29 protein-coding genes and 1 riboswitch are annotated in these 24,557 nt (G+C 62.5%); of the genes, 15 read left to right on the top strand and 14 right to left on the bottom strand.

Annotated elements, in window-relative coordinates; translation table 11 throughout:
• Window positions 1-99 precede the first annotated feature (99 nt).
• From B5526_RS34275 to B5526_RS34290, 4 genes are all read left to right on the top strand, one after another.
• Window positions 100-948, top strand: coding sequence for a PepSY domain-containing protein (locus tag B5526_RS34275; protein WP_079544071.1), 849 nt, complete (start codon window positions 100-102; stop codon window positions 946-948).
• A 150-nt stretch (window positions 949-1,098) separates the two neighbouring features.
• A riboswitch (Fluoride riboswitch) is annotated at window positions 1,099-1,162 on the top strand.
• Between the two features lie 197 nt (window positions 1,163-1,359).
• A complete protein-coding gene (locus B5526_RS34280; RefSeq protein WP_079544072.1) occupies window positions 1,360-1,725 on the top strand; it encodes a DUF190 domain-containing protein in 366 nt (121 codons plus the stop codon).
• Between the two features lie 45 nt (window positions 1,726-1,770).
• Window positions 1,771-2,163, top strand: a complete 393-nt coding sequence (gene crcB / locus B5526_RS34285) for a fluoride efflux transporter CrcB (RefSeq protein ID WP_079544073.1) — start codon at window positions 1,771-1,773, stop codon at window positions 2,161-2,163.
• Between the two features lie 28 nt (window positions 2,164-2,191).
• Window positions 2,192-2,581 carry a CrcB family protein gene (locus B5526_RS34290; RefSeq protein ID WP_244562139.1) on the top strand — a complete coding sequence of 130 codons (390 nt, stop codon included), beginning with the start codon at window positions 2,192-2,194 and terminating at the stop codon, window positions 2,579-2,581.
• A gap of 41 nt (window positions 2,582-2,622) precedes the next feature.
• Here B5526_RS34290 and B5526_RS38230 read toward each other — a convergent pair whose 3' ends face one another.
• Window positions 2,623-2,931 (bottom strand): hypothetical protein, encoded by a 309-nt coding sequence (locus B5526_RS38230; protein WP_154071601.1) that lies wholly within the window; start codon window positions 2,929-2,931, stop codon window positions 2,623-2,625.
• A 162-nt stretch (window positions 2,932-3,093) separates the two neighbouring features.
• On the opposite strand from B5526_RS38230, the gene B5526_RS34295 reads away from it, so the two are divergent.
• Window positions 3,094-4,464 (top strand): SEL1-like repeat protein, encoded by a 1,371-nt coding sequence (locus B5526_RS34295; RefSeq protein ID WP_172842169.1) that lies wholly within the window; start codon window positions 3,094-3,096, stop codon window positions 4,462-4,464.
• 9 nt (window positions 4,465-4,473) lie between these two features.
• Here the strand turns inward: B5526_RS34295 and B5526_RS34300 are convergent, their stop codons facing one another.
• A complete protein-coding gene (locus tag B5526_RS34300; protein WP_079544075.1) occupies window positions 4,474-4,830 on the bottom strand; it encodes a PilZ domain-containing protein in 357 nt (118 codons plus the stop codon).
• Window positions 4,831-5,150: 320 nt separating this feature from the next.
• On the opposite strand from B5526_RS34300, the gene B5526_RS34305 reads away from it, so the two are divergent.
• The 5 genes from B5526_RS34305 to tsaA all read left to right on the top strand — a co-directional run bounded on the left by B5526_RS34305 (window position 5,151) and on the right by tsaA (window position 7,956).
• Complete coding sequence (locus tag B5526_RS34305; protein WP_079545867.1) at window positions 5,151-6,092, top strand: lytic transglycosylase domain-containing protein; 942 nt, start codon at window positions 5,151-5,153, stop codon at window positions 6,090-6,092.
• Between the two features lie 202 nt (window positions 6,093-6,294).
• On the top strand, window positions 6,295-6,423 hold the full coding sequence (locus tag B5526_RS39545) for a hypothetical protein (RefSeq protein WP_283807585.1): 129 nt from the start codon (window positions 6,295-6,297) through the stop codon (window positions 6,421-6,423).
• Between the two features lie 32 nt (window positions 6,424-6,455).
• The gene (locus B5526_RS34310; RefSeq protein WP_283807586.1) at window positions 6,456-7,139 is read left to right on the top strand and encodes a Bug family tripartite tricarboxylate transporter substrate binding protein; all 684 of its coding nucleotides are present in this window, start codon (window positions 6,456-6,458) and stop codon (window positions 7,137-7,139) included.
• Between the two features lie 40 nt (window positions 7,140-7,179).
• On the top strand, window positions 7,180-7,443 hold the full coding sequence (locus B5526_RS39830) for a tripartite tricarboxylate transporter substrate-binding protein (protein WP_433994672.1): 264 nt from the start codon (window positions 7,180-7,182) through the stop codon (window positions 7,441-7,443).
• A 21-nt stretch (window positions 7,444-7,464) separates the two neighbouring features.
• On the top strand, window positions 7,465-7,956 hold the full coding sequence (gene tsaA / locus B5526_RS34315; RefSeq protein WP_079544076.1) for a tRNA (N6-threonylcarbamoyladenosine(37)-N6)-methyltransferase TrmO: 492 nt from the start codon (window positions 7,465-7,467) through the stop codon (window positions 7,954-7,956).
• 120 nt (window positions 7,957-8,076) lie between these two features.
• Here the strand turns inward: tsaA and B5526_RS34320 are convergent, their stop codons facing one another.
• From B5526_RS34320 to B5526_RS34335, 4 genes are all read right to left on the bottom strand, one after another.
• Entirely contained in the window at window positions 8,077-8,499 is a 423-nt protein-coding gene (locus tag B5526_RS34320; RefSeq protein ID WP_079544077.1) for an HIT family protein, read from the bottom strand.
• 22 nt (window positions 8,500-8,521) lie between these two features.
• Window positions 8,522-9,763, bottom strand: coding sequence for a GNAT family N-acetyltransferase (locus B5526_RS34325; protein WP_079544078.1), 1,242 nt, complete (start codon window positions 9,761-9,763; stop codon window positions 8,522-8,524).
• A 205-nt stretch (window positions 9,764-9,968) separates the two neighbouring features.
• A complete protein-coding gene (locus B5526_RS34330) occupies window positions 9,969-10,715 on the bottom strand; it encodes a glycerophosphodiester phosphodiesterase (protein WP_079544079.1) in 747 nt (248 codons plus the stop codon).
• Window positions 10,716-10,728: 13 nt separating this feature from the next.
• Complete coding sequence (locus B5526_RS34335) at window positions 10,729-11,196, bottom strand: RidA family protein (RefSeq protein WP_079545870.1); 468 nt, start codon at window positions 11,194-11,196, stop codon at window positions 10,729-10,731.
• Window positions 11,197-11,417: 221 nt separating this feature from the next.
• On the opposite strand from B5526_RS34335, the gene B5526_RS34340 reads away from it, so the two are divergent.
• The gene (locus tag B5526_RS34340) at window positions 11,418-12,314 is read left to right on the top strand and encodes a cell envelope integrity EipB family protein (RefSeq protein WP_079544080.1); all 897 of its coding nucleotides are present in this window, start codon (window positions 11,418-11,420) and stop codon (window positions 12,312-12,314) included.
• A 168-nt stretch (window positions 12,315-12,482) separates the two neighbouring features.
• On the opposite strand, the gene B5526_RS34345 is transcribed toward B5526_RS34340, so the two are convergent.
• Complete coding sequence (locus B5526_RS34345; RefSeq protein WP_079544081.1) at window positions 12,483-13,805, bottom strand: DNA polymerase IV; 1,323 nt, start codon at window positions 13,803-13,805, stop codon at window positions 12,483-12,485.
• Window positions 13,784-14,083: a DUF3572 domain-containing protein gene (locus B5526_RS34350; RefSeq protein ID WP_079544082.1), complete on the bottom strand. Its 300-nt coding sequence runs from the start codon at window positions 14,081-14,083 to the stop codon at window positions 13,784-13,786. Before B5526_RS34350 ends, B5526_RS34345 begins: the two co-directional genes overlap by 22 nt.
• Before the next feature lie 203 nt (window positions 14,084-14,286).
• Between B5526_RS34350 and B5526_RS34355 the strand changes: the two genes are divergently transcribed.
• Complete coding sequence (locus B5526_RS34355; protein WP_079544083.1) at window positions 14,287-14,652, top strand: response regulator; 366 nt, start codon at window positions 14,287-14,289, stop codon at window positions 14,650-14,652.
• A 12-nt stretch (window positions 14,653-14,664) separates the two neighbouring features.
• Window positions 14,665-16,038, top strand: coding sequence for a PleD family two-component system response regulator (locus B5526_RS34360; RefSeq protein WP_079544084.1), 1,374 nt, complete (start codon window positions 14,665-14,667; stop codon window positions 16,036-16,038).
• A 52-nt stretch (window positions 16,039-16,090) separates the two neighbouring features.
• Here the strand turns inward: B5526_RS34360 and B5526_RS34365 are convergent, their stop codons facing one another.
• A complete protein-coding gene (locus tag B5526_RS34365) occupies window positions 16,091-16,711 on the bottom strand; it encodes a TetR/AcrR family transcriptional regulator (protein ID WP_079545872.1) in 621 nt (206 codons plus the stop codon).
• A gap of 138 nt (window positions 16,712-16,849) precedes the next feature.
• Here B5526_RS34365 and B5526_RS34370 point away from each other — a divergent pair, with 138 nt between their 5' ends.
• On the top strand, window positions 16,850-18,082 hold the full coding sequence (locus B5526_RS34370; RefSeq protein WP_079544085.1) for an MFS transporter: 1,233 nt from the start codon (window positions 16,850-16,852) through the stop codon (window positions 18,080-18,082).
• Window positions 18,083-18,142: 60 nt separating this feature from the next.
• Here the strand turns inward: B5526_RS34370 and rpmG are convergent, their stop codons facing one another.
• The gene (gene rpmG, locus B5526_RS34375) at window positions 18,143-18,310 is read right to left on the bottom strand and encodes a 50S ribosomal protein L33 (RefSeq protein ID WP_027537094.1); all 168 of its coding nucleotides are present in this window, start codon (window positions 18,308-18,310) and stop codon (window positions 18,143-18,145) included.
• A gap of 245 nt (window positions 18,311-18,555) precedes the next feature.
• On the opposite strand from rpmG, the gene B5526_RS34380 reads away from it, so the two are divergent.
• On the top strand, window positions 18,556-19,413 hold the full coding sequence (locus tag B5526_RS34380) for an alpha/beta fold hydrolase (RefSeq protein WP_079544086.1): 858 nt from the start codon (window positions 18,556-18,558) through the stop codon (window positions 19,411-19,413).
• 39 nt (window positions 19,414-19,452) lie between these two features.
• On the opposite strand, the gene B5526_RS34385 is transcribed toward B5526_RS34380, so the two are convergent.
• The 4 genes from B5526_RS34385 to rnr form a co-directional block, all read right to left on the bottom strand.
• Entirely contained in the window at window positions 19,453-20,778 is a 1,326-nt protein-coding gene (locus B5526_RS34385) for an LLM class flavin-dependent oxidoreductase (protein WP_079544087.1), read from the bottom strand.
• Window positions 20,779-21,015: 237 nt separating this feature from the next.
• Window positions 21,016-21,747 carry an NUDIX hydrolase gene (locus B5526_RS34390; RefSeq protein ID WP_079544088.1) on the bottom strand — a complete coding sequence of 244 codons (732 nt, stop codon included), beginning with the start codon at window positions 21,745-21,747 and terminating at the stop codon, window positions 21,016-21,018.
• A gap of 47 nt (window positions 21,748-21,794) precedes the next feature.
• Window positions 21,795-22,223, bottom strand: a complete 429-nt coding sequence (locus B5526_RS34395) for a DUF983 domain-containing protein (protein WP_079544089.1) — start codon at window positions 22,221-22,223, stop codon at window positions 21,795-21,797.
• Window positions 22,211-24,556: a ribonuclease R gene (gene rnr / locus B5526_RS34400; protein WP_079544090.1), complete on the bottom strand. Its 2,346-nt coding sequence runs from the start codon at window positions 24,554-24,556 to the stop codon at window positions 22,211-22,213. The genes B5526_RS34395 and rnr overlap by 13 nt, the downstream gene beginning before the upstream one ends.
• Window position 24,557: the final 1 nt, after the last annotated feature.

The raw sequence follows: 24,557 nt of genomic DNA on the forward strand, positions 1-24,557 counted from the left end.
CTCGAACTGCAAGACCGGCAGATCTCTCATTCTCTCCTAAGTATCGGACCCTAGGCATGATCGATCGAATGCCAACCCGTTCCTCGAGAAGGATCATTCATGATGAGGTTTTTCGCCGGCCGGACCCTTGGTGCCATTTGCCTTCTGCTGTTCGCACTCGGCCTGACCGGCCGGGCCCCGGCGCAGGATGCGGCAAACCAAAATCAGCCGGTGGGAGACCTTTCGCCGTTCCGCACCATCGCCGCGGACACGCTCGCGATCGTCAATACCGGAAACCTCACCCGTGCCAAGGCGCGGATCAAAGATCTGGAAACGAACTGGGATCGGGCTGAAGCGAAGCTCCGTCCACGCGATCCCGAGCGATGGCTAACGATCGACAAGGCAATCGACGCCGCCCTCGTGCAACTGCGTGCCCACAAACCGGAAGCTTCGGCGTCGAAAGCTGCGTTACAAAGCTTGCTCGCGAGCTTTGATCGATCCAACCAAGGCGCAACGGCTGCAGCTGGAGAATCCGCCTCTATCGAAACCGCCAGGCTCTCGGTGACCGACATCATTGCCGCGGCTGAGAAGCTGCGGGCCGGCGCGAGCGTGCTTGACGTAAGCTTCGAGCCTAAGGACGGCAAGCCGGCCTATGCGGTGCGGACCTACGCGAACGGAAAGGTATGGGACGGTCTCCTCGACGGCATCAGCGGCGCCGCCATCGATCAAGGCACGGCGATGGATGAGTCCGCGCTTGACGCCGAGGACAAGGCTGAGTTGGCGGCGTTGAAAAGGGCCAAAATCACGCTGCGCCAAGCCGTTGCGTCAGCCGAGAAAGCGGGTGGGGGCCGTGCACTGAACGCGGGATTGGAGCAGGTGCGCGGGCGCGCAATATGGGAAATTCTCATTCAAGACACAACAAAGCCCCAACAGATTCACATCGACCCGATCACCGGCAAAATTCTGTAACGGTCGTCGGCCGGGCATCCGGTGCCCGATTTCGAACGACCTATTTGTACCGCGGGCCCGTGAATAGAAAGGCAAGACGATGCCTTCTTGCCCCGGCCGGACGCTGGACCATGCCAATTGACCGTTGTCGGCCTCCGCGAGTAAGCTAGCCGCGAAGATGGGGATGGAGTCCCCCGATACCCGCCCGTCGTGGGCTGATGACTCCTGCTGGGTGGGGCGACCAAAAGCCCCGTCGCGGCGGGAGCATCTCTGTAACCCGCCACTGGCGGGTTTTTTTTGTTGTCCTGAAGCAAGGGGCAGCGACAACGCGGATGACGGCGGCGGACAAGACGAATTATCCTCGGAAGCGAGCGTTCCCGCGGGATCGCCTCGATCGCGCAGTCGATCTGCGAACGAGAAGGAAATCGAAAGATGCAAATTCCTGAAAAAGCCTCCCTCTTGCGAGTTTTCATTGGCGAGGACGACAAGGCCGACGGCAGGCCGCTCTATGAGGCGATCGTCCTCAAGGCCCGCGAGGTTCATCTGGCCGGTGCGACCGTGCTGCGCGGGCCGCTTGGTTTTGGCCGCTCGAGCATGCTGCATACCGCCAAGGTGTTGCGCCTGTCGCAGGACTTGCCGGTGGTCGTGGAGATCGTCGACACCGAGGAGAAAATCAACGGCTTCCTGCCGGTCCTCAAAGAACTTACCAAGAGCTGCCTGATCACCTTGGAAAAGGTGACGGTCATTCGTTACGGCGAGGACGAATCGGGCCTTGCTCCTGAGCATGCCAGCACCTGAACGCGCGCCCGATGATCCTCAACCGCTGACGGAAACCCGATCGTGATGACATTCCAATCCTGCGCCCTGGTGTTGCTCGGAGGTTTCTTCGGCGGCATTTTGCGCTTTTTTGTCTCCGGCTTTGTCGGACGCAGGATTGGCGAGACCTTTCCGTGGGGAACGCTGGTCGTGAACGTCTCGGGCGCCCTCGTCATTGGCGCGCTTGCCGGGCTCGCCCGTGCGCAGGGAGGGATCTTTGCAGGCGAGATGTTTCGCGATCTGGCGTTCGTCGGCTTTCTCGGCGGCTATACGACGGTCTCCTCGTTCTGCCTGCAAACGCTCAACCTCGCAATCGACGGTCAGGGGCTGCCGGCCGCGATGAACGGCATCCTGTCGACCGGCCTCTGCATCGCGGCGGTCGGAGCCGGGTTCTGGAGTGTGGTTCGGGTTTTGGCATGAAAGCGCGGCGCGCGACGAAAAGAGGGCGGTGTTGAAAGTCTATCTGGCTGTGGGGTTGGGGGCGGCGCTCGGATCGCTGTTGCGGTTTCTATCCGGCGTTCTGATCGTATCGGTCATGGGGCTGAGCGCCTTGTGGGCCACCGGCTTTGTGAACGTCGTCGGTTCGTTCGTGATTGGGCTGTTCGCAGCGCTCACGGCTCCCGACGGCCGGCTGCTGGTCGGCGCCGCGGGCCGGCAGTTCGTCATGGGAGGCATTTGCGGAGGTTTTACCACCTTCTCGGCGATGAGCCTCGACACCTTCGTCCTGCTGCTACAAGGCGATATCCCGCTCGCCGGGATTTATCTGGTGCTCGTGGTTGTGCTGTCGCTGGTTGCCGCCTGGGTTGGCCACATAGTGGCCGTGCGCCTCAATCATTGACAAGATGCAGGGTCATTCCAAGCCTGCCATGGTTCCGCGTTTTAGGGGCGGGTGCAGTGCGGTTCTGACGCCTGGCAAGCGAAGCCCACATTCGAGCAGAAAACGCCGTCCGGATTGCGCGCGCACGCACGGCACCCATCGGTCCATGCGGTGCAAGCTGCGTGGGGACCTCTGGCAAAATCCTCAAGCCGCATTTCGCCGTTGAGCTTCGGTGCAGGGCTGGTCGGCATTCGGGTTCGGGCATGGCCGGAGACGAGCGGCAGATCGGCGGCATATGTTGCGCCCGTCTCGAAATTCGCTCCGATAAATAATAGGGTGAGGACTGCGGCGATCTGAAACAGGTGTGTCATTTCCGATCCCCATCTACTGAACCACTGACATCACATTCGCCAGACCAGCACTGTGACCAAGATCATACAAGAACCAGCGGAACGTGCGCCATAGCGGCTGCTGGTCCGTACATGAAAGGCAAGCCAACGCGGGAAATTCCGAGAACTCAAGGGGGGACCGCCATGCGGTTAGCGTGTTTTGCGATAGCTTTTGTGATCGGCTTTTGTCGCGTCGCCGCCGCCGACGAGGCGCAAAACGCTGCATTCGTCGCAGGTTGTGACCGCGCGGCGGCAAGCCCGTTCGATGCCAGCAAGCCGGCCGGAATCGCCGGCATTCCCGTGGACAAGATCGAATCCAGTTCTGCGATTGCGGCGTGCCAATGGGCGGTACAGGCAGCGCCCACCAACGACCGGGTGGTAATGCAGCTCGGCCGCGCCTATCTCGCCGCCAAAAACTATGATGCCGCGCGGATGCAGTTCGACAAGGCCAACCGGATGGGCAATGTGCTCGCCGCAACCGAACTCGCGGGCTTCTATCAGAAAGGGCTCGGGGGCCTTCCCGTCGACGATACTGAAGCCTTGCGCCTCCTGAGGAAGGCAGCCGATTCCGGATCTTACATCGCGCAGACCAATCTCGGATATTTCCATCAGATGGGACGGGGCGGCCTCGACAAGAACGAGAACGAGGCCGGGCGCTTATATAAATTGGCCGCGGACCAGGGATACGCGTCCGCGCAAATCAATCTTGGCACGTTCTACCAAAGCGGTCGCGGCGGACTTCCCCGGGACGATTTGCAGGCCGCGCGCTATTACAAATTGGCCGCCGACCAGGGAAATGCCTTTGGACAAAACAATCTCGCCAATTTCTATCGGGACGGACGCGGCGGCCTTGCCAAGGACGACACCGAGGCCGCACGCTTGTTCAAGTTGGCCGCTGACCAAGGGCTCGCGCCGGCGCAGGCTAATCTCGGAAAATATTATCAGGATGGACGCGGCGGGCTTGCCAAGGATGACGTTCGGGCGGCGCGTCTGTACAAGACGGCCGCCGACAAAGGAGACGCTTACGGGCAAAGTCTGCTGGCCTTTTTTTATGAAAGCGGGCGCGGTGGACTTCCCAAGCTGGATACCGAGGCCGCGCGCCTGCATCGGCTTGCGGCCGACCAGGGAAATCTGGCATCGCAGGATGCGCTTGGGGGTTTCTATGAAAATGGCCGAGGCGACCTGCCGAAAAACGAGGGCGAAGCGCTTCGCTTCTACAAAATGGCCGCCGATCAGGGTTTTGCCGCCGGGCAATACCACCTTGGCTGCTTTTACGAGGGCGGTCTCGGCGGGCTCCGCAAAGATGAGTCTGAGGCCGCACGGCGTTTCAAACTGGCCGCCAACAAAGGCTATGCCCCCGCGCAATTGAGCCTTGCGCTCTATTACGAACAAGGCCGCGGCGGCCTCGCGAAAGACGATAATGAGGCGGCACGGCTGCTGAAACTGGCGGCCGACCAGGGCGATGCCAAAGCGCAAGCCGAGCTTACCGAACTCAACAAGCGGCTGCCGAAGTAGGGCCCGTATTCAGCGCTCGCCCAAAAGCTCCTCGATACGCCGCTGCAACTGGCGCTTCTTCTGCTCGCTCTTGCGCAGGCGCTCGGCGAGATCGGAGACAGGGACTTCCGGCGGCGTCTCCGAAAAGGCAACGCCGACAAAATTGTCGCGCCACCAGATGATCCTGGCCAGGAACGAGCGGCCCTTGCGCGCGATCGTCAGCGACATCTGCTGTTTCGGCAGCTTGACGACGTTGCTGAACTCAACCTGGGCGCCGTTTTCGGAGATATTGCGGACGACACACTCCTTCGTCGCGCCGTGTTCGCCGAGCTCGGCGACGCCGCCATACATAACCTTGTCGCGCGCGCTCTGGCGTCGGTCGAACATCGAAAAATCTCCCAATAAAGAGGGAGGACCATATCCGGCTTGGCCGCCGGCGAAAGACCGCAGCCGCCAAAATGCGGCGTTAACGTAAACCGATCCGCGGCGGGAGGGCGGGGATTTCCGGGTTTTGCGCGGTGATTTCTGGGTTTTGCGCTGCAGCGGCGACCTCACGGTGGTTTGCGTGCCGGGTGCTTGCTGCCGCGCGCGCGGCGGTGTAGCCGGTCGCCGCACAATAGTCTCGCGGGGAACGAGATATGGCGATGCAATCGTTCATCGGTCTGCGCGCGACGCTTTGCGGTGTGTGGCTGACGCTGTCTCCGGTAATGTGCGCGATCGCGGAGGATGCCGTACCGGCGCCGAGCAGCGGCAACGTCGCGCGGCCGAGTGTCGAAGAGCTCGCCATTCCGCTGCCGGAAAACAAGGGCGTGCTGCAAAAACCCGCGGACACCGCGCGCGAAACCGACACCCGCGAGGCGATGTGCCTGATGATCGAATCGGCGGCGCGGGCCAACGACCTGCCGCTCGAATTCTTTGCGCGGGTGATCTGGCAGGAAAGCCGCTTTCAATCCGACGCGGTCGGACCTGTCACCCGCAGCGGCCAGCGTGCGCAGGGCATCGCGCAATTCATGCCCGGCACCGCCAATGAGAGGCGGCTGCTCGATCCCTTCGATCCAGTGCAGGCGCTGCCGAAATCCGCCGAGTTCTTGAACGAATTGCGCGCGCAATTCGGCAATCTCGGGCTTGCCGCTGCGGCCTACAATGCCGGGCCGCGCCGCGTCCAGGAATGGCTCGCCGGAAGTGGCTACATGCCGCAGGAGACGCGCAATTACGTGGCCGCGATTACCGGCTCCACGATCGACGAGTGGGCCAAAGCCAAGAATGACAAGCCGCCCGCCCGCGCACCGAATACCAGTTGCCGCGAATTGATGGCCTTGCTCCGGCGCGCGCCCAATCCCTTTGTCACGCAGCTCGAAGAGCACGTGAACCTTGCCGCGGCGAAAGTCTGGGGCGTGCAGCTCGCCGCCGGCTTTGACCGCAACAAGGCGCTCGCGATGTATGGGCGCGCGATGACACGGTTGCGTGCGGTGATCGGCGATCAGGACCCGAGCCTGTTAAGCTCGGTGATGCGCAGCCGCGGCAACCACGCCTTCTATCAGGTGCGCATCGGCGCCGACACGCGTCCCGCGGCCGACGACCTCTGCAACCGCATCCGCCGCGCGGGAGGGGCGTGTTTTGTGCTGCGGAACATGGGCGTGAGGGGGTGAGACACCCACCGTCATGCCCGGCCTTGTGCCGGACATCCACGTCTTGACGGTGGCGCAGCAAGAAAGACGTGGATGGCCGGGCATAGGCGAGCGGGAGCGACGCCGTCCTTCGGACGGCTATGCCCGGCCATGACGGAGTGTGAGAGTAGCCCGGATTACCGATCGTTAGGCGTCGGCGCCGTGCGTGCAGTATGGAACAGCCATGAGTAAAGACTGTTTCGACGCGGTACCGGCCGCCCAGCGCGCGGCGCTCGCGGCCGCCGATCAGGGCGCTCGCCGGCGTGATCTGCGGCGACTGGTGATCCTTGCTGGCAAAGGGTGGCTCGGCTGATACTGTGCGGCAAAAAGCACGGGGGAAACGGCATGGGTTCGCGCGCAAGGTCGGCCTTGATCTCGCTGTCGGTGATGGTTGCGGCATTTGCGGCGGTGCCTGACGCGAGAGCCGCGGAGTTTCCGGCGCGCCCGATAAAACTCGTCGTTCCCTATGCCGCGGGCGGTCCGACCGACCTTCTCGGCCGGCTGGTCGGCGATTTCCTCAGCAAGGATCTCAAGCAGCCGGTCATCATCGAGAACAAGGCCGGCGCGCAAGGCGCGATCGGCGCCGAGGCGGTCGCCCGCTCCGAGCCCGACGGTTACACGTTGTTTATTCCGGCGGGTTCGATCATCGTGCTCAATCCGATGCTCTACAAGAAACTGTCGTACGACCCGGTCAAGGATTTTCGGATGCTGGAGCTCATCACCGATTTGCCCGTGGTCATGGAGATCCATCCCTCGGTGCCTGCGAGGACGGTGGCGGAGTTCGTCGCCTACGCCAGGCAAAATCCCGGCAAGCTCAATTTCGGTTCGGCCGGCACCGGGGGCACCACTCACCTGGCCGGCGAGATGTTCAAACAGATGGCCGGAATCCAGATGACCCATGTGCCCTACAAGGGCGCGGGTCCGGCGTTGACCGACCTGATCTCGGGTAACATCCAGGTGATGTTCGACGGCATCAGCGCAGCGTTGCCCCCGGTCAAATCCGGACTGGTGCGCGCATTGGGGGGTTAGCTCTGCGCAGCGCAGCCCCGATCTTCCGGATGTTCCGACGATTGCCGAAAGCGGCTATCCTGAGTATCGCGTCAGCGTCTGGTATGGTATCGCCGCGCCGGCGAAACTGCCCGACGATATCGCGCAGAGGATAGTCGCGAGCCTCGACCGGGCGCTGAACGACGACGCGTTTCGCGCCTCGCTGGAAAAGGTCGGCTTTCCGGTGTTCCGGCCGCGCAGCGCCGCCGAGATCAAGGAATTCATCGATGCCGATCGCGCACGGTGGTCGGGTGTGATCAAATCGCAGAACATCACATTGGATTAGAGATATGGTGGATTGAGAGACATGGTTCGAGAAAGTGAAATCCGCGAGGGCGAGCTCGCCGTCGAGACGCCGCCGCCGCGCGACGCTTCCCTGGTCTTCATCGGCCGCATCCGCACGCCCTGGACCTCACGGCTCGACGCGCCGCGGCAGGGCCGCCATGATGGTCCGGTGTGCCGGATCGAGATTTTTGAACCTTGGGTGCCGGCGCTGAAGGGCGTCGATTTCTACACTAATCTTGAAGTGATCTATTGGCTGCATCTGTCGCGCCGCGACCTCGTGTTGCAGAGCCCGAAGAACAATAAATCGACCCGCGGCACGTTCTCGCTGCGCTCCCCGGTGCGGCCGAACCCGATCGGCACCTCGATCGTCAGGCTGGTCGGCATCGAGGGCTCGACCGTGCTGGTGCGCGGCCTCGACTGCCTCGACGAGACGCCGCTGCTCGATCTAAAACCCGACCGCTGCGAATTCTCGCCGCTGGCGCCGCCGCAGGCCGGGGATTTTCAGACGGAGTGAGGGGCTGTCGTCATCCCGGGGCGATGCGCAGCATCGAACCCGGAATCTCGAGATTCCCCGATGCGCAATTGCGCATCTGAGGTCTGGTGCTAACGCACCATCCCGGAATGACGAGGAGGGTTACTTCAACGCCGCCACCAGCTTCGCCGCATTCTCTTCCAGCACTTTTGGATCTTCCTTTCGGCTTGCCGGCGGCAGCAGCGCGACGCCGTTGTGGCGGGGCATCACATGCATGTGCAGATGAAACACCACCTGTCCGCCGGCAGGCTCGTTGAATTGCTGCACGGTGATGCCGTCGGCCTTGAACGCCGTCATCGATGCGGCCGCGATTCTGTGGGCGGCGCGCGCGACATGGGCAAAATCCTCCGGCGTGATGTCGAGGATGTTGCGAGCCGGCGCCTTCGGAATCACCAGCGTATGCCCGCCAGAGCGCGGCATGATGTCGAGAAAAGCCAGCACATGGTCGTTCTCATAGACCTTGTAACAGGGGAATTCGCCGCGCAGGATTTTCGCGAACGGGTTTTGCGGGTCATACGCGGTCATGGCGGCTCCTCACATCAAACGGTCAGGACGGGTCGGCAGTCTTGCGGAACGGCGCGGCCTCGGTGAGTTCGCGTCCCGCCTCCGCCACATAGGCGCGTTCGCGCTTAAGGTAATCCGAAATCGCGCGGCGCAGATCGGGGTCGGCGATAAAATGCGCGGAATAGGTGGTTTGCGGCAGATATCCGCGCGCGAGCTTGTGCTCGCCTTGCGCGCCGGCCTCGACCACTTTCAGGCCACGCTTAATCGCAAAATCGATCGCCTGATAATAGCAGACCTCGAAATGCAGAAACGGATGATGCTCGATCGCTCCCCAGTTGCGGCCGAACAGCGTATCGGAGCCGATGAAATTGATGGCTCCAGCGATCCAGCGGCCGTTGCGCTTCGCCATCACCAACAGCACGTCCTCAGGCATGCTCTCGCCGATCAGCGAGAAGAAGGCGCGGGTAAGGTAGGGCCGGCCCCATTTCCGCGAGCCGGTCTCCATGTAGAACGCGAAGAACGCGTCCCAGGCGTCTTCGGTGATGTCGCTGCCGTTGAGCGCGTGGATCGTGATGCCACTTCCGACCGCCTCGCGCCGTTCGCGCTTGATCGCCTTGCGGTGGCGCGAATTCAGCGTCGCCAGGAAATCGTCGAACGAGCCGTAGCCCTGGTTGTGCCAATGGAACTGCTGGTCGGTGCGCTGCAGGAAGCCGTGAGCGGCAAGATGTTTGGCCTCAGTCTCGCGCGCAAACGTCACGTGAACGGAGGAAGCTTTGGTCGCCTCGCACAATGCCACCAATCCGCTCGCGAGCGCCGTGCCGATCACCTCGCGATCGACGCCATTGCGAATCAGAAGGCGCGGTCCGGTCGCAGGCGTAAAGGGCACCGAGACCTGCAGCTTTGGGTAATAGCGTCCGCCGGCGCGCTCATAGGCATCGGCCCAGCCGCGGTCGAACACGTACTCGCCCTGCGAATGCGATTTCAGATAGCACGGCACGATGCCGGCGATCGCGCCGTCGAGCCGGGCCAACAGATGGCGCGGTCCCCAGCCGGTCCGCGGAGCAGCCGACCCGGAGGCTTCCAGACTTGAAAAAAACGCGTGGGAAACAAAGGGGTTATAGCTGAATGTTGAATTGGTGCAGGAACGGCCGCCGGGTGAAGCCAGGGTGTCGAGCCCATTCAGGCTCCCTGGGTCAGGAGCCGGATTGGCGCAGGCATCCCATTCCGCAGCCGGGATCTGGCTGACCGAGGACACGGCTTCAAGGATTAGTTCGGATGACGCCATCGAGGATTTAAGACCGGTCACGCGTTACGATCAGCCATCGCACATGGTGACCTCATGCAAAGATCGTGCATTGCAGCGACGACTTCAAGGGCGCGCCGCTTGGTCAGGTTATGGGCATGATCCCGAAAAGTGGGAACCGGTTTTCGGATAAGATCATACCCAAAACTAAAACGACGGGTCTGGTCCAGCAGAGCTGGATCAGACCCTACGGCAAAAAGCCTTCAAAAATCATCTGATCGGCATAACGAGAAGCCCACTCGCGCTGTACCGGCGTGCGTACGGTCCAGGTGAGCAGCGGACAGCCGAAGATGTTGCGGGCGATCCAGGGCGCGGCAGCCGGCAATTCGTCGACCCAATAGGCGATGAAATCCGGCCTGCTGCGAAAGAAGTGCCGCAGATGCGTCATGCCGCGGCGCTGGGCGGGCGAGGCCTCCGGCCAGTCGGCTTCGGTGTAATGGCGTTCGGCCACGATGCCGCGCGGGCGCGACGGGATGAGCTTGCGCAACGCCTCGACCTGATCCGGGTCGAACGACATGCCGACCGCTGGGCCGTCGTAGGACGACAGCACCTCAGCCATCCGCTTCACCAGCTTGCGGTCGCCGTCGAAATGGCTCTTCACCTCGATGACGAGCGGCACGCGGCCGTTGACCAGCGCGCAGAGATCGCCAAGCGACATCATTCGCTCGGACGTATCCTTGAACCTGACCGCCCGAAGCTCGGATGCGGTCATGCCGAGCAGGGGCCCTGAGCCTTCGGTGAGGCGCCCGAGCGCGTCGTCATGATGCACCATCGCTTCGCCATCGGCGGTAAGCTGGATGTCGCATTCGATGGCAAAATTGCCTGATACCGCGGCCTGTGCCGCGCCCGGCATGTTCTCTATGATGCTGCGGGCGCGGTCGTGCAGGCCGCGATGGGCTACCGGGCGGGCCGTCAGCCAGTCGGGCGCGCTCACCTTGAACCGTCCGTTACGAGACCTCGAAGATTCCTTCGACCTCCACCGATGCGTCAGCGGGAAGCGACGCAACGCCGACAGTGGTGCGGGCATGGCGCCCCTTATCGCCGAAGGCCGCGACCATCAGGTCGGAGGCGCCGTTCAAGACTTTTGGACCATCGAGAAAATCCGGGGCGGAATTGACAAAACCGCCGAGCCGGACCACGCGCACCACCTTGTCAAGGTCGCCGAGCGCGGCCTTGATCTGCGCCAACAAATTGATGGCGCAACCGCGCGCCGCGGCGTTGCCCTGTTCGACGGTGACGCCGGCGCCGAGCTTGCCCTTGGCGATCAATTTGCCCTGCGCGTCGAAGCAAACCTGGCCCGACACGAACAGCAGGTTTCCGGTGCGCACGAAGCCGACATAATTCGCCACCGGGCTTGCGGGCTCGTGCAAGACGATGCCCTGTGCCGCCAGTTTCTGCTCGACCGTACCCGCCATGTTTCGTCCCCGTTTGATTTCACTTGCGCCCGATCCCGCTCGGATCGGGCCCGCTTGTTTCGCGCATCGCGCCCTCACATGCAAGCCAGCGCCGCTCAGCGGCGGAATGCCAAAAAACATGGCATGGCGGTGGCAAATCCGTACGTTTTCGTGAAGTGGCCCTAGTTGCGGCGCAATAGGGCGGTCATTAAGGTGACATATCCCAATTTCGAGGAAAACACATGGCCTGCTCGTTCCGGATTTCGTCCCGAAATGTCCGATCGCTGCTGTGGACCGCGGCCGCCGTTGCGGTTGTATCGAACGTTGCGACCACGGGCGTCGAGGCGGCGGCGGGCGGACCCTTTCTGGCACATCAGGCGCTGTATGAACTGAGCCTCGTGAAATCGCGCGGTTCAAATTCGATCAACAGCGCGCGGGGGCGCATCCTCTATAATTTCTCCGGCAGTGCCTGCGAAGGCTACACCTCGGAATTCAGGCAGGTCTCCGAACTCGACAGCGGCGAGGGCAAGCTGACGCTGAGCGATCTGCGTTCGACCTCCTGGGAGGATGGCGCCGGCAAGAGCTACCGCTTCAAGATCGATGCGCGGATGAACGACGCCGATTCGAGCCCGGTCGACGGGGTCGCGGAGCGCACCGGCGATCACATCACCGTCAAATTGAAGCTGCCCGAGGTCAAGACGTTCACGCTCGATGGTGCCACGGTGTTCCCGACCGAGCAGATTCAGCGCATCATTGCCGCGGCGAAGGCGGGCAAATCGTTGCTCGAGCTGACCGTCTATGACGGATCGGACAATGGCGAAAAAGTCTACAACACGCTGACCGTGATCGGGCAGCCGATCCCGGGCGACCGCACCATCGCGGAGCCCGATCCCTCCACCACCAACGATCAGATGAAAGCGATGACGCGCTGGCCGGTGACCGTGAGCTATTACGACCGCGACGCCAAGGCCAAGGAGGGCGAACAGACGCCGGTTTACGCGATGTCGTTCGAGCTGTTCGAGAACGGCGTCTCGCGGGCGCTGGTGCTCGACTACAATGATTTTGTCATTTCCGGCGCGCTCGGCAAATTCGACGCCAAGGATTCCAAGCCGTGTAAGACGGCGGAAGCGCCGAAGTAGCCCGCGTCATTGCGGGCCAAGCTCCTTCCGCCATCATTGCGAGGAGCGCTTGCGACGAAGCAATCCAGCCTGTTCCGCGGAGACATGGATTGCTTCGCAGAGCCTGTCATCGGGCGCGCGTTCGCGCGACCTGTTGGCTCGCAATGACGGTGGTAGGCGGCTCGGGTGTCACTCGTCCTCCTCCGCCGTCTTCTCCGGCCCGTCATACGCAATTCCCCTGATCACGGCGGTGCTGCCAAACTTCTTGCGCAGGTCGTCCATCGCGCGTTCGGCATGGGCCGAGCGGCGGTCGAGCATGTCGGTGTCGTCGGCCTGCGAGCCCGGGCGCAGCGCGCTGACGCCGGTGCCCATCAGTCGGAACGACGTGCCGTCGATTTCCTTGGCCAGCATTTCGCGGGAGATTGCAAAGATTTTTGCGGCGAGCTGGGTCGGGGCGTGGATCGATTGCGATCGGGTGCGCTGCCGGAAATCGGCGGTCTTCAGTTTTAAGGTGATGGTGGATCCCGCAAGCTCACCATTTTTGAGCCGCGCTGATACTTTCTCGGAAAGCCGCCACAACAGTTTTTCCAGCGTCGCAAAATCGCGAATGTCATTTTCAAAAGTGGTCTCGCTGGAAATGGTCTTGGCGCCGCGATCGGCAACGACGCGGCGATCGTCGATGCCGCGCGCCAGCTGCCACAGCCGGCGGCCTTCGCTCGAGAACTGTTTCATCAGTTCGACCTCATCGGCGCGCTGCAGATCGGCGATGGTGCGAAAACCGCGCTGGATCAGCCGCTCCTGCGTTGCCGGTCCAACGCCAAAGATGAATCCGACCGGCTTTTCGGCGAGCATGGCGCGGGCTTCCTCCTGATCGAGCGCGGCAAAGCCGCGCGGCTTGTCGAGGTCGGATGCGATCTTGGCCAGAAACTTATTGCAGGACAGGCCGACCGAAACCGTGATCCCGATATTGCGCTCGACCTCACGGGCGAAACGCGCCAGCACTTTTGCCGGGATCATCCCGTGCACGCGCTCGGTCCCGGAGAGATCGAGAAAGGCTTCGTCGATCGAAAGCGGCTCGACCAGCGGCGTCAGCGCCTGCATGGCATGGCGCACCTCGCGTCCGACCCGGACATATTTTGCCATATCGGGCCGGATCACCGTCGCCGACGGGCACAGCGCGAGTGCCTTGAACATCGGCATCGCCGAGCGCACGCCAAAGGTGCGGGAGATGTAGCAGGCCGCCGACACCACACCGCGCTTGCCGCCGCCGATGATGACCGGCTTGTCGGCGAGATCAGGGTTGTCGCGCTTCTCGACGGTGGCGTAGAACGCGTCGCAGTCGATATGGGCAAGCGTCAGCTGTGGCAGCGCGCGGTGGCGGACCAGACGAGGGGAGCCGCATTCGCCGCATCGCCGCGCCGCCAAGTCCAGGTCATGGAGGCAGTCCCGGCAAAAGCAGGTCGGCCCCCCGAGCGCTGGCGCGGCAGGTTTCACGGCACATCGCGCTCCCACTGGGGATCGTTGAGCGCCTGGTGCGCTGCGGCAATGTTGGTCGGATGAAGTTGCGAGGCGCTCGCAAACGCCTTCACGGTTGCGTCATCGCGCATCACGAAATCCAGCACGCTGGCAAGAAAGCGCGGGTCGGCCGCCGCGGTGCGCAGGGTCTCCGGGCCAATCCCGCTTTCGGCCAGGAATAACCCTAACCGTTCGGGCTCGCCCGCAATGAAAGAGAGAGCCTGAACTGCAACGATTTCAGCTACTTCCCGGGGGTTTTGAACAGGCTTTTTCAACGGATGCGTTTGCCTTTCGCTAACTTATGGTCTCTATTTTAAAACCATCATGCCCGAGTCTGCGGAACGTGTTCAAGCAAGTGGAAACCACTTCGCGAACCATCGCACCCGGGCTTAACGGGTTGGAGCGAATCTGGCGCTAGTTTGAATTCACTTTTTGAGACGCCCGGCGGGGTCTGTCTCCGGGGAATGGGAGGGACGGGATGGCAAAAACCGTCCTGATCGTGGAGGACAACGAGCTGAATATGAAGCTCTTTCGCGATCTCTTGGAAGCGCATGGCTATCAGACGTCGGGCACCTCCAACGGTTTCGAGGCGCTCGATCTCGTCCGCAAGCTGCGTCCTGATCTCGTGTTGATGGATATCCAGCTGCCACAGGTTTCCGGCCTCGAGGTGACGCGCTGGATCAAGGACGATCCCGAGCTGCGCGGGATTCCCGTGGTCGCGGTCACGGCCTTCGCGATGAAGGGCGACGAGGAGCGCATCCGCGAAGGCGGCTGCGAGGCGTATTTGTCCAAGCCGATCTCGGTCGGCAAATTTATTGAAACGGTTCGGCGCTTTATCGGGTAGGGGAAATTTTCAATGTCCGCGCGTATCCTTGTCGTCGACGATGTCCCCGCCAACGTCAAGCTATTGGAAGCGCGACTGTCGGCGGAGTATTTCGACGTCCTGACGGCGGCCAACGGCGCGGAGGCGCTGGCGATCTGCGCGCGCGCCGAATGCGACATCATCCTGCTCGACGTCATGATGCCCGATATCGACGGTTTTGAAGTCTGCCGCCGCCTGAAGTCAAATCCGGCCACCCATTTCATTCCGGTGGTGATGGTGACGGCGCTGGACAGTCCCGCCGATCGCGTCCGCGGCCTGGAGGCTGGCGCCGACGATTTCCTGACAAAACCGGTGTCCGACATCGTGTTGATCGCGCGGGTGCGCTCGCTGACGCGGCTCAAGATGATGACCGATGAATTGCGCATGCGCGCCATCACCTCGCTCGAGATCGGCGTGCAGGCGCCGGAGCGAAGTGCGGTGGCCGACACCGGCAAGGGCGGACGCATCCTCCTGGTCGACGACCGGCCGTCATCCTATGAGCGGCTGGCGCCGATGCTCTCCGCCGAGCACAGCGTCGACGTCGAAACCAATCCATCCGAAGCGCTGTTTCATGCCGCCGATGGCAACTACGATCTTCTGATCGTCTCGCTTGGCCTGGACAATTTCGACGGCCTTCGGCTGTGCAGCCAGGCGCGCTCGCTGGAGCGGACGCGGGCGGTGCCTATACTCGCCATCGCGGACGCCGACAACAATACGCGGCTGCTCCGCGGGCTCGAGATCGGCGTCAACGACTATCTGCTGCGCCCGGTCGACAAGCACGAATTGCTGGCGCGCGTGCGTACCCAGATCCGCAAGCGCCGCTACACCGACCATCTGCGCGACAACGTGCAGAATTCGATCGAGATGGCGATCACCGATGCGCTGACCGGCCTGCATAACCGCCGCTACATGGAAAGCCATCTCAGTACGCTCGCCGAGCAGGCCGCGGCCCGCGGCAAGCCGCTGGCGCTGATGATGCTCGACATCGATTTCTTCAAGGCGATTAACGATACTTACGGCCACGACGCCGGCGACGACGTGCTCCGTGAATTCGCGGTCAGGGTGCGCAAGTCGATCCGCGGCATCGATCTCGCCTGCCGCTATGGCGGCGAGGAATTCGTCATCGTCATGCCGGAGACCGATCTGCATGTCGCGGGCATGGTGGCCGAACGACTGCGACGCTCGATCGCGGGCGAACCTTTCTCCGTCAACAAGGGCGCAAAGCGAATCGAGGTCACGATCTCGATCGGGCTGTCGACGCTGGAGCTGAAAGGCGAGCCCGTCGCCGACGTGCTCAAGCGCGCCGACAACGCGCTCTATCGCGCCAAGCATGACGGCCGCAACCGCGTGGTGGCAGCCGCGGCATAGTCGTCACCATCAGCGGTCATGGTTGAAAGTAATCTAGCCACGGCCACCTGTTTCACATCGCACGGTCACGGCGTATGGATCCCCGCTTTCGCGGGGACGACGAGGGTGTGTGCTCGCCGACCTCAACGCCCGCATTCTCCAGCAGCACCCGCGCGGCTTGCTTCGCGGCACGCGCCATCGACGGATCGTTGCGCACCAGATCCTGCGCGATCGAGCCATCGACCAAAAGCGTGAGCTGTGTCGCCAGATCGTCGGCGTTGGCGACCTTGAGCTTGATCAACAGATCGCGAAACCAGACGCGGCGGCTTTCCTTGAAGGCGACCGCGATCTTCTTGACCGCCGCGTCTTCCGCGCCGAGTTCGGCAACCGCGTTGACGAACGGGCAGCCGCGAAAATCGCGTGAGCCGAAGCGCCGCTCCAGCGAATCGAAGGTGCGCAGAATCTGCTCGGCCGGCGGCCTGTCGGATGCCGGCGCCTGGATGAAGCGGCGCTCGAGATAGGCCGATATCAGCGCGTCTTTCGACGGAAAATGGTTGTAGAGCGTGCGCTTACTGATGCCGATCTCGGCGGCAATCGTATCGACGCCGACGGCGCGGATGCCCTGCAGATAAAACAGCCGGTCGGCGGTTTCGAGAATCCGCTCTTTCATGGTGGGCTTTTCGGGGGTGGACATCGTTACACAGACCTGTGTTATTTTGCCCTTGACAGCAGCGCCGAATGCCATGTTAATTACACAGATCGGTGTAATCAAGCCCGATGCGACGGCTGGCCGCAATTTTCAAAGCTGCGACCGAGAGGGAGAACAAGAAAAATGCCCCTGGTGCAGATGCTCCGCCCCACGCTTCCCATTCTGATCGGTGCCTCGCTGATGCTCAGCCTGAGCATGGGCCTGCGGCAGTCGCTCGGCATCTTCCTGCAGCCTTTGACCCACGACGTCGGCATATCGGTGACCCAGTTTACGCTGGCGATTGCCGTGCAAAACCTCGCCTGGGGTTTCCTGCAGCCGCTCGCCGGCGCCTTCACGGTGCGGTACGGCTTTCGCACCATCATGATGGTGGGCGCGCTGCTTTATATCGCGGGGCTGACGCTGATGGCGGGCGCGCAGGGGTTTGTCAGCGTCATGCTCGGCGCCGGCGTGTTGATCGGGATGTCGCTGGCCTGCACGGCGGCAGCAATTGCGATGTCGGTGGCGGCGCGTGCGGTACCCGCGGTCGTCCGCAGCACGGTCCTCGGCATCGTCTCGGCGGCGGGGTCGCTCGGCGCGTTATTGTCGGCGCCGATCGGGCAGATGCTCAATGAGGGCTACGGCTGGAGAACCGGCCTTGCCGGTTTTGTCATTTTGTCGCTGGCGCTGCTGCCAGCCGCCTGGTTCGCCGGCAGGGTGGACAAGGTCCCGCTGCCGCCGCGGGCCTCCGACGATATCGCCGATACTTCGGCGGCGGTCGCGACGAAAATCGCGTTCGGCAACGCCTCCTTCGTGGTGATGACCTGCGCCTATTTCGTCTGCGGCATGCAGCTCGTCTTCATCACCACGCATCTGCCGTCTTATCTGTTGATCTGCGGCATGGACCCGATGTTGAGCGCGCAGACGCTCGGCGTCATCGGCGGCTTCAATGTGCTGGGCAGTCTGTTTTTCGGCTGGGCCGGCGGGCGCTGGAACAAGCTCGCGCTGCTCGGCGGCATCTACGTTTTCAGGTCGCTGGCGCTCGGCTGGTATTTCATGCTGCCGCCGTCGCCGGCAACGACCTTGCTGTTCGGCGCGATCATGGGATTTTTGTGGCTCGGCGTCGGGCCGCTCGTCGCAGGCGCGGTCGCCGAGATGTTTGGGCTGCAATGGCAGGCGATGATCCAGGGGCTTGCCTTCATGAGCCACCAGCTCGGCAGTTTTGTCGGTGCATATGGCGGCGGGCTGATCTATGACGCGCTCGGCTCGTACACGCTGGCCTGGCGGATCGGCGTCTCCGTGGGGCTTGCGGCGGGGATCATCCAGGTGGCGTTCGCGCTGATACGGCCGACACGGCCGCCTTTGGTGGCTACGGCGTAGTCCGGCGCACAAATAAGAACGGGGCCGCAAGGCCCCGTCGAAGTCACGCTATCCGCGATCTTACTTGATCTTGGATTCCTTGAACTCGACGTGCTTACGCGCGACCGGGTCGTACTTCTTCTTGACCAGCTTGTCGGTCATGGTGCGGGAATTCTTCTTGGCGACGTAATAGAAGCCGGTATCCGCCGTGGAAACGAGCTTGACCTTGATGGTGACCGCTTTGGCCATGTTAAAAACCTTTGATTTCTGGAATCGGGCGCCAGCCCATCAAGGGGGCGCATTCGCCGCGCAACCTAGCTTCTGACGGCCCAAAGTCAAGGTTTGAAGGTCGAAACCGGCATATTTTCGGTAATTAGCTTCCCAAGAGGCGGTTTTTTGGCTGCTACGACCTGTGCTACAAAGTTGCGCACCCCGGATGCCAACATTCACGAGGCCCTCCGCGGCTATGGCAAGGACCGGGAAGCAAGCCGGCGATGGATCCAATCAGACGCACTATACTGGCAACGGGTGTCGCGGCGACGGCGGTGGCGACCGCGGGCACGCGCCTGTTTGCGCAGCAAACCGGGCAGGGAGGAGCGGCCATGGGCACTTACGAGAAAGGCGCCGTTCGCATCTACTTCGAGGAGGCCGGTTCCGGCTTCCCGTTGATGGTGATTGCCGGCGGGGGACTGAACTCGACGATCTCAGCCCTGACCAGCAGCTCGCCCTTCAACCCGATGGAGGAGTTCAAGGGGGAATACCGTTGCATCGCGGCGGACCTGCGCAATGCCAAGGGCGGCCAATCGTCCGGCCCGCTCGAAGCCGACCGACCCTGGGACGCCTACACCGACGACCACCTTGGTCTGATGGACCATCTGGGCATCGACAAGTTTCTGGTGCTGGGATTCTGCATCGGCGGTCCCATGATCTGGAACCTGTTGCGGCGGGCACCCGATCGTATTGTTGCGGCCGTGCTGGCGCAGCCCAGCGGGTCGCGTCCGGAGATGCGCGACCTCTTTTACGAAAACAATATGAAGGGCTGGGGCCCGGAGCTAGTCGCCCGGCGGCCCGATATCACAATGGAGGTGGTCGATAAATTCCTGACCAGGATGTACCGCATCAACCCGGATTTCGTCTTCACCGTGACGCGCGATTTCGTCCGCAATTGCCAGACGCCCGTACTGATCCTGCCCGATGACATCCCGGCGCATCCGTATGCCGTCGCGATGGAGGCCGCGACGCTCGCGCCCAAGGCCGAAGTGAGCATGTTCCCCTGGAAGGAGCCCAAGGAGCGGATACCGTTGGCGGTGCGCCAGATACGTTCCTTCCTCCGGGCACATCTTCCTGCCTAGACGGCGGTCACAAACCGACGCCGGCTTTCTTGAAATAAGCTAACCCTCAAAGAACCGGTTTTTCGGCCTCGGCAGTCCCAGATTTTCCCGCAGTGTCCGGCCCTCATAGTGGGTGCGGAAAATTTCGCGCCGTTGCAGTTCCGGCACGACCTTGTCGACGAAATCGTCGAGGCCGGCGGGCAGGAACGGGAACATGATGTTGAAACCGTCGCAGCCAAAGCTGGTCAGCCATTCCTCCATCTGATCGGCGATGACCTTGGGCGTGCCGACGAACGACAGCCCGCCATAACCGCCGACGCGTTGCGCCAGCTGGCGCACCGTGAGCTTGTCGCGGGCGGCGATATCGACCAGTCGCTGGCGACCGCTCTTGGAGGCATTGGTCTCGGGGATGTCTGGCAATTGCCCGTCGGGATCGAAGCCGGACGCATCGGTGCCGAGCATGACCGAGAGCGAGGCGATCGCGCTTTCGTAATGCACCCGGCTGTCGAGCAACGCGCGCTTCTCTTTTGCCTCTTCGACGCTGTCGCCGACCACGACAAAGGCGCCCGGCAGGATTTTAAGGTCGTCACGGTTGCGGCCAAGTTTGTCCATGCGGCCCTTGATGTCGGCATAAAGCTTTTGGCCGTCAGAGAGGCTGCCGCCGCCGGTGAATACGGCTTCCGCGGTTTCCGCCGCAAGCTGCCTGCCGTCATCGGAGGCGCCGGCCTGGACGATCACGGGCCAGCCCTGCACCGGGCGGGCAATATTGAGCGGGCCGCGCACGGACAGATATTTTCCCTTGTGATTGAGCACGTGCATTTTTTCGGGATCGAAGAAGAGACCGCTTTCGACGTCCCGCACAAACGCGTCGTCGGCAAACGAATCCCACAGGCCCGTCACCACGTCGTAGAATTCGCGCGCACGACGATAGCGCTCGGCGTGCTCCATGTGGTCGTCGAGCCCGAAATTCAGCGCTGCGTCCGGGTTCGACGTGGTGACGATGTTCCAGCCGGCGCGGCCGCCGCTGATGTGATCGAGCGAGGCAAAGCGGCGGGCGACATGATAGGGCTCGTCAAACGTGGTCGAACCGGTCGCGATCAGCCCGATATGTTCGGTGACGGCCGATAGCGCCGACAACAGCGTGAACGGCTCGAACGAGGTGACGGTGTGGCTGCGTTTCAAGGCATTGACCGGCATGTTCAGCACGGCCAGGTGATCGGCCATGAAGAAGGCGTCGAATTTGCCGGCCTCCAGCTTCTGGATCAGGCGCTTGATGTGGGCGAAGTTGAAATTGGCATCCGGCCAGGCCCCGGGATAGCGCCACGCGCCGGTATGAATGCTGACCGGCCGCATGAACGCGCCGAGCTTGAGTTGCCGTTTTGCCATGGCCCCGTTCCGTGATGGTTGTTGTTCAGGAATAGATGGGGATTTTGCAAAGCCGTGCCATCAGGATGGCAGGAAGAATTTTGCAATTTGCACCAGGACGGGAGGATTATTCCTGCGTCATTGCGAGCGAAGCGAAGCAATCCAGCTTTGGTATGCCGAGGCATGGATTGCTTCGTCGCAAATGCTCCCTTGCGCAAACGCTTCGCGTTTGTCGCAGGCAATGACGGGGAGGGGCCGCTACGCCCCCAGCACATCCCTGTGCATCCTGCCGCCGTAGAAATGGAAAAACGGCACTGGCGCGTCGTGGTTTAGGGGTCCGGTGGCGAGGCGCTTTTCGAGTTCGCCCAGAACATTCTTGGTCATGGGATGAAGGTCGGCGAGCGGCTTTGAGCCGATCTCGACCCAGACCAATTCCACCAGTTCAGCATCGGCATGGATCACGCCCTCGACGCGATGGGCAATGGTCGAAGCGTCCGCAGTGAAAAACCGCGTATCGAAGCGGCGCACGCGGCCGGGCGGGGTGATCGCGCGCGCGATCAGAAATAATCCGGATGGATCGGGCAGCAGGCCTGCCTCGGTAAAGGGCTTCCAGGCGCCTTCGAGGGCCGGTGTCGCGCCGTTGCTCTTGCTGCCCAGGCAAAGGCCGGTCTCTTCGCAGGCCTCGCGGATCGCTGCGATGGTCAGCGAGCGCGCCCGCGAGGCTGTGATTTTTGGACTGCCTCTGAGCAGGTTTTCCTCAAGCGCTTTTGGGATCGGCGCGGCCACGGGAACGCGGTTGTCGGTCTTGTCGACGCGCCCGCCGGGAAAGACGAATTTGCCGGGCATGAACACCACCTTGTCGTGGCGCTTGCCGACCAGAACCTTGGGGGTGGTCGCGCTGCGGTCGACCAGGATCAGCGTGGCGGCGTCGACCGGGCGGCGATAGGGGTGATGATCGGCTTCCTTTTCAATCTTTTCCGTCTCGCTCATCTCACTCCCGCCACCCCATTTTCGTTTCTTGATTGTAACAGCCTGATCTACGGCTCCGGATTTTGTTCGTCAAATCCATGCATGCGCATCGCCCATTGCACGCCGACCACGGCGCCTTTCACCGGTTGCAGCAACAGCAACGACAGCACCAGCGTGAGCGGCAGATAGATCGCAAGCTGCAGCGGCACTGGCGGCGAATAATTGGTTTCAACCCACAGGATGGTCGGCACCACGATGTGGCCGACGATGACGATCACAAGATAGGCGGGCAGATCGTCGGCGCGGTGCGGGGTGAAATCGAGCCCGCAGACCTCGCAGTGATCGGCGACCTTCAAAAAGGCGCGAAACAGTTTGCCCTGGCCGCAGCGCGGGCAGCGGCCGCGCAATCCGCGTTTCAAGGCGAGCCAGACGTTGCGTTTTTCGCCTGACGCGGAATCCTGCGTCCAGACTTTTGGCTGTTCGCTCACGGTTTCCATGACCTGTCCTTTGAAGCTTTGCCCTTTCGCGATTTGCCGGGCTTGGCCTTGCCCGGGCTGCGATCCTTCTTGCGCTGTTTATTGCCGGGATGCGCCTTCGCCTGCGCCCTGGAACCATCGCGCGTCGGTTCGCGCCTTCTGCCGCGCGAAATGGACTGGCCTTCCGACAGCAATTCGAACCGCAGCGCGCCGGCAACGGGTGCAGCTTCTACCAGACGGACGTCGACAACGTCACCCAGCCGGTGCATGGCACCGCTGCGCGAGCCGATCAGCGCATGGCGCGTCTCGTCATAGTTGAAATACTCCGTCCCCAAGGTGCGGATCGGCACAAAACCGTCGGCGCCGGTATCCGAAAGTTTGACGAACAGTCCGGCGCGGGTGACGCCGGAAATGCGGCCCTGAAAGGTCGCCCCGATGCGGTCGGCGAGAAAATGCGCGATCAGGCGATCGGCGGTTTCGCGCTCCGCCTTCATCGCGCGCCGTTCGGTGACGGAGATTTGCGCAGCGACCTCGGTCAGCGTTTCCACCGTCTCGGTCTCCGGTAGCGCGCCTTCGCCGAGGCCCAGGCCGCGGATCAGGGCGCGGTGCACGACGAGGTCGGCGTAGCGGCGGATCGGCGAGGTGAAATGCGCATAGCGCCGCAGGTTGAGGCCGAAGTGACCATAGTTCTCGGCGGCGTATTCGGCCTGGGCTTGCGAGCGCAACACCACTTCATTCACCAGCGGTTCGGAATCATGTCCCTTGACCCGCGCCAGCACGCGATTGAACAGCGAGGGGCGCAACGCGCCGCTTTTCGCGAACGGCAGATCGAGCGTCTTCAAAAATTCCTGAAGGTTATGAACCTTCTCGAGCGTCGGTTCATCGTGCACCCGGTAGATAAGCGGCAGTGCCTGTTTTTCAAGCATTTCCGCCGCGGCGACATTGGCAAGGATCATGAATTCTTCGATCAATTTATGCGCATCGAGCCGCTCCGGCACGATGACGCGATCAACCATGCCGTCGGGTTTCAGCAAGATCTTGCGCTCGGGAATGTCGAGATCGAGCGGGTCGCGCTCATCGCGCGCGCGCTTTACCACAGCATACGCGTCGTAGAGCGGTTTTAAAATCGGATCGAGCAGGGGACCGGTTACGTCGTCGGGCCGTCCGTCGATCGCGGCTTGCGCCTGCGCGTAACTCAGTTTCGCGGCCGAGCGCATCAAGATCCGATGAAAGCTGTGCGAGCGCTTGCGGCCGTCATTGCCGATCGCCATCCGCACCGCGAGCGCGCCGCGCGGCTGGCCCGGCACCAGCGAGCACAGATCATTAGAAATGCGCTCGGGCAGCATCGGCACCACGCGATCCGGAAAATACACCGAATTGCCGCGGGTCAGCGCGTCACGATCGAGCGCCGATCCCGGCCGCACATAGAACGCGACGTCGGCGATCGCGACGTTGACGATGTAGCCGCCCTTGTTGTTCGGATCGGGATCAGGCTCGGCGTGCACCGCGTCGTCATGGTCCTTGGCGTCGGGCGGATCGATCGTCACCAGCGGCACGTCGCGCCAGTCCTCGCGGCCCTTCAATGTTGCGGGCTTTGCCTCTTCCGCCTCGCGGAGTGCTGCGGGCGAAAACGCCTGCGGAATTTCGTGGGCATGAATGGCGATCAGGCTGACCGCTTTCTCGCTCGCCAGCGAGCCGAGCCGCTCCTTGACCTCGCCGGAGGCGAGCCCAAATCCGCGCGTGCGTATCAGATCGACGCTGACGAGATCGCCATCCTCGGCGCCGCCGGCGTCGGCCTTGGCGATGTTGAGCTCGCGGCCGGCCTGCTTCTTGTCGACGGGAATGAGCCGTCCACCGCCGCCGGGGAGAGCACGAAAGATCCCGAGCACGCGGGTCCTGGCGTGATCGATGACCTTGATGACGCGCCCGCGGTAGAGCGCGCCGTCGCGCTCTTCCAATTTCTCGATCCGCAGCAGCGCGCGGTCGCCGACGCCGGCCGCGGTGCCGGGCTGCGGACGCCGCGGGATATGGATGCGGATTTTCGGCGGCTCGCCGTTTTCGACCTCATCCCACTCGGTCGGCGTGGCGATCAATTCGCCATCGCTGTCGCGCCCGGTGATGTCGGCCATCAAGGTCGCCGGCAGCACCGCGGGTTCGCTAATTGTCTTGCCGCTTTTCTTGATGGTGCCTTCGTCGGCTAGTTCGCGCAGGATGCGCTTGAGTTCGGCACGGTCGGCATTCTTCAGGCCGAATTCCCGCGCGATCTCGCGGGTTCCGATTTTTTCCGGATGGGCGCGGATAAAGGCGACGATGGCGTCCCGGGCCGGAAAGCCGAGCTCGCGGTTCTTCGCCACT

The sequence above is a fragment of the Bradyrhizobium lablabi genome, from assembly GCF_900141755.1.
Lineage (GTDB): Bacteria > Pseudomonadota > Alphaproteobacteria > Rhizobiales > Xanthobacteraceae > Bradyrhizobium > Bradyrhizobium lablabi_A.

Excerpts from the sequence above, each read along its gene's own strand:
- B5526_RS34370 (WP_079544085.1), top strand. The coding sequence starts at position 16,850 with ATGCCCCTGGTGCAGATGCTCCGCCCCACGCTTCCCATTCTGATCGGT.
- B5526_RS34305 (WP_079545867.1), top strand. The coding sequence starts at position 5,151 with ATGTGCGCGATCGCGGAGGATGCCGTACCGGCGCCGAGCAGCGGCAAC.
- tsaA (WP_079544076.1), top strand. The coding sequence starts at position 7,465 with ATGGTTCGAGAAAGTGAAATCCGCGAGGGCGAGCTCGCCGTCGAGACG.
- B5526_RS34325 (WP_079544078.1), bottom strand. The coding sequence starts at position 9,763 with ATGGCGTCATCCGAACTAATCCTTGAAGCCGTGTCCTCGGTCAGCCAG.
- B5526_RS34395 (WP_079544089.1), bottom strand. The coding sequence starts at position 22,223 with ATGGAAACCGTGAGCGAACAGCCAAAAGTCTGGACGCAGGATTCCGCG.
- B5526_RS34355 (WP_079544083.1), top strand. The coding sequence starts at position 14,287 with ATGGCAAAAACCGTCCTGATCGTGGAGGACAACGAGCTGAATATGAAG.
- B5526_RS34310 (WP_283807586.1), top strand. The coding sequence starts at position 6,456 with ATGGGTTCGCGCGCAAGGTCGGCCTTGATCTCGCTGTCGGTGATGGTT.
- B5526_RS34360 (WP_079544084.1), top strand. The coding sequence starts at position 14,665 with ATGTCCGCGCGTATCCTTGTCGTCGACGATGTCCCCGCCAACGTCAAG.
- crcB (WP_079544073.1), top strand. The coding sequence starts at position 1,771 with ATGACATTCCAATCCTGCGCCCTGGTGTTGCTCGGAGGTTTCTTCGGC.
- B5526_RS34380 (WP_079544086.1), top strand. The coding sequence starts at position 18,556 with ATGGATCCAATCAGACGCACTATACTGGCAACGGGTGTCGCGGCGACG.
- B5526_RS39545 (WP_283807585.1), top strand. The coding sequence starts at position 6,295 with ATGAGTAAAGACTGTTTCGACGCGGTACCGGCCGCCCAGCGCGCGGCG.
- B5526_RS34320 (WP_079544077.1), bottom strand. The coding sequence starts at position 8,499 with ATGACCGCGTATGACCCGCAAAACCCGTTCGCGAAAATCCTGCGCGGC.
- B5526_RS34390 (WP_079544088.1), bottom strand. The coding sequence starts at position 21,747 with ATGAGCGAGACGGAAAAGATTGAAAAGGAAGCCGATCATCACCCCTAT.
- B5526_RS34275 (WP_079544071.1), top strand. The coding sequence starts at position 100 with ATGATGAGGTTTTTCGCCGGCCGGACCCTTGGTGCCATTTGCCTTCTG.
- B5526_RS38230 (WP_154071601.1), bottom strand. The coding sequence starts at position 2,931 with ATGACACACCTGTTTCAGATCGCCGCAGTCCTCACCCTATTATTTATC.
- B5526_RS34300 (WP_079544075.1), bottom strand. The coding sequence starts at position 4,830 with ATGTTCGACCGACGCCAGAGCGCGCGCGACAAGGTTATGTATGGCGGC.
- B5526_RS34335 (WP_079545870.1), bottom strand. The coding sequence starts at position 11,196 with ATGGCGGGTACGGTCGAGCAGAAACTGGCGGCACAGGGCATCGTCTTG.
- B5526_RS34365 (WP_079545872.1), bottom strand. The coding sequence starts at position 16,711 with ATGTCCACCCCCGAAAAGCCCACCATGAAAGAGCGGATTCTCGAAACC.
- B5526_RS34295 (WP_172842169.1), top strand. The coding sequence starts at position 3,094 with ATGCGGTTAGCGTGTTTTGCGATAGCTTTTGTGATCGGCTTTTGTCGC.
- B5526_RS34340 (WP_079544080.1), top strand. The coding sequence starts at position 11,418 with ATGGCCTGCTCGTTCCGGATTTCGTCCCGAAATGTCCGATCGCTGCTG.
- rpmG (WP_027537094.1), bottom strand. The coding sequence starts at position 18,310 with ATGGCCAAAGCGGTCACCATCAAGGTCAAGCTCGTTTCCACGGCGGAT.
- B5526_RS34385 (WP_079544087.1), bottom strand. The coding sequence starts at position 20,778 with ATGGCAAAACGGCAACTCAAGCTCGGCGCGTTCATGCGGCCGGTCAGC.
- B5526_RS34280 (WP_079544072.1), top strand. The coding sequence starts at position 1,360 with ATGCAAATTCCTGAAAAAGCCTCCCTCTTGCGAGTTTTCATTGGCGAG.